Source organism: Acinetobacter sp. V2 (genome assembly GCF_001188385.1).
Taxonomy (GTDB): Bacteria; Pseudomonadota; Gammaproteobacteria; order Pseudomonadales; family Moraxellaceae; genus Acinetobacter; species Acinetobacter oleivorans.
Window position 1 is genome coordinate 84,141 of record NZ_JZFB01000006.1, and the last position, 2,435, is coordinate 86,575.

Consider the following 2,435-nt stretch of genomic DNA (forward strand, 5'->3'; position numbering starts at 1 on the left):
GTTATTCGTAATATTATTAGATAAAATTCGAATGCCTAAAAACGGAACATTCAACTGACTTGCAATTTGTGCAACTGATGCTGCTTCCATTTCCTCAACTGAAGTGCCATAACGCTGATGGAAAAATTGAATACGATCAAGTTCGTTATTCCAAACATCTGCTGAACCAATCGTTCCCTCAACCACCTCACCTTTGTCATAACGGACTTTATGTGCCGCCATTAATAGCTCTTGATCACCTTCAAATTTGCGTATTGCAATCGGTTCCGGATCAGACTCATCTGTTGGCAAAACATCAAACGCCTCAACCCAAGTAAGTGAATTTGACCCAGCACCCAATGGCTGTTTAGGAGTTCTAAATGCACCAATATTGGTCGCATATTTTCCTAAAACAATATCGTAAACGTGTAGATCTGGGTCGTGCCCACCTGCTGTTCCCTGATTAATGATCGCAATCGGTTTATAACGCTCAATAGCTAAAGCAGTTGCAGCAGCAGAATTGCTCATCCCCATACGGGTTTTAGAAATAATCATTGGATAACCATTATAGGTACCCTTCCAGAATTTCCACCCACCAATTTCTTCAACAGTCTTATTCTCTAATTTTGAAGCCATTTTTTCCGATTCTACTGGCAAAGCACCCTGAATAATAATCGGCTGTAATTTCTGTTTTTGTTCCTGAACTGTTGGTGTTTGTGAAACAGAAGAGTCGTCATTATTGCATCCGACTAAAAATAAAGCGCTACATAAACTGATTACGCCAAAAGCACATTTAAATTGCATTTTTTACCCTTTCTTTTTAAAAAGTGTAAAGTAGCAATCTACATGCCAATTTCAAGTTTAGCTTTGTTATTAAAATTCAGTAATTTAATTTTTTATTTTAACCACACAATAAAAAACCCGACTTAAAGTCGGGCTTTAATAAGTTAAAAAATCCGCTTGTCATCACGTGTACGTTGAGGAATTTTTTCAATTTGTTCCCACATAACTTTAGCAATATCAATATAACTATCAGCCGCATCATCCATTGCTATAACACTAGGTTTGCCCTGATCGGCATTTTCACGGATCTGAGCATTTAGAGGCAAGCGACCTAACAATGGAATATGGTACTGTTCAGAGAGTTTATCACCTCCACCAATACCAAAAATTTGTTCTTCATGACCACAATTCGAACAAATATGAGTCGACATATTCTCAACAACACCTAATACCGGAATACCAACTTTATTAAATAACTCAATCCCTTTAGTGGCATCTAATAAGGCAACATTTTGCGGTGTAGTCACAATGATTGAACCAGTCACTGGAATACGCTGTGCAAGCGTGAGTTGAATATCACCAGTACCCGGTGGCATATCAATCATGAGTACATCTAGATCAGGCCAAAGTGTTTGATTAAACAATTGCATTAAAGCACCCGTTGCTTTTGGTCCACGCCATGCGACAGGTGTGTTGTTATCACCAGTTAAATGTCCAATCGATAACACGGCCATTCCATAGGCATCTAAAGGCACGAAATTTTCACTTTCAATAAGAGGTGTTTTGCCTGCATTGCCTAGCATGGTCGGAATACTTGGGCCATAGATATCGGCATCCAAAACCCCAACCTTAAGTCCCATTTTTTGCAAAGCGAGCGCTAAATTGACCGTAGTTGTCGATTTACCAACGCCGCCCTTACCAGATGAAACTAAAATAACATGCTTAATGCGTGGATGAAGTGGAACATCTCTTTGTTGTGGAGCGGCTTTTTGAATAGGGGGATTATTTGGATCTGGTTCTGATTTAGGTGAAGCATCTAGTACAGGAGGTAAGTTTGAACTTTCTTGTGTAGGGCGCTTCTGTTGCACCACATGTAGGTTTAATTCTTCAATACCACACTTTTCCAAAGCCCCAGCCAAATCATCATGAATTTGCTGCAAGTGCTCTTTTTCATCAGGAAATGTATTAATTGTAAGTTGTAATACACGACCCTGAACTTGGAGCTGACTAATGCGATCTTTTAAAGCATCTTTTGAATGGGGTAGTAAATAATTTTGGAGTACGGTTTGGATTTCATCTTCTTTCACTTCTTGTGCGGGCGAAAAAACAGACTTTAGTGAAGAAAGCCAAGACATATTGTTTACTCCAAAAACAGATCATTACAGCTTAATGGAGATAGTGTAACAGTATTGGTCCGCACTCGCTCACCTTGGGATGAATAATTACTCACTTACAATCTCATCTTTTTGGTGAGGAGTGCAGATTTTAGTTTAGATCAGCTTATTCAGCAGAATCATGGTTTTTCAATTTATTTAACTTATCAGTTGCTGTTTTCTTTAACTCGTCAAATTTTGCTGTTGCTTGAGTTTTTAACTCATCAAATTTTGTTGCAGCCTCATCTTTTAACTCTGCTGCCTTAGCTTTGGCATCATCAAGTTTATGGCTTGCCTCAG

2 protein-coding genes and 1 pseudogene are annotated in these 2,435 nt (G+C 38.8%); all 3 read right to left on the reverse strand.

What is annotated here, in order from left to right; all coding sequences use genetic code 11:
- Positions 1 to 783, reverse strand: a 783-nt coding sequence (locus UC75_RS16260; RefSeq protein WP_049838206.1) for a 5'-methylthioadenosine/S-adenosylhomocysteine nucleosidase, incomplete at its 3' end; no start/stop codon positions are given.
- Between the two features lie 143 nt (positions 784 to 926).
- Positions 927 to 2,117 (reverse strand): iron-sulfur cluster carrier protein ApbC, encoded by a 1,191-nt coding sequence (gene apbC, locus UC75_RS16265; RefSeq protein WP_049838185.1) that lies wholly within the window; start codon positions 2,115 to 2,117, stop codon positions 927 to 929.
- Positions 2,118 to 2,262: 145 nt separating this feature from the next.
- A pseudogene (locus tag UC75_RS22095) lies at positions 2,263 to 2,435 on the reverse strand (hypothetical protein); the annotation flags it as partial.

Bases quoted from the DNA above. Each gene is read 5' to 3' on its own strand.
- apbC (WP_049838185.1), bottom strand. From the start codon at position 2,117: ATGTCTTGGCTTTCTTCACTAAAGTCTGTTTTTTCGCCCGCACAAGAA.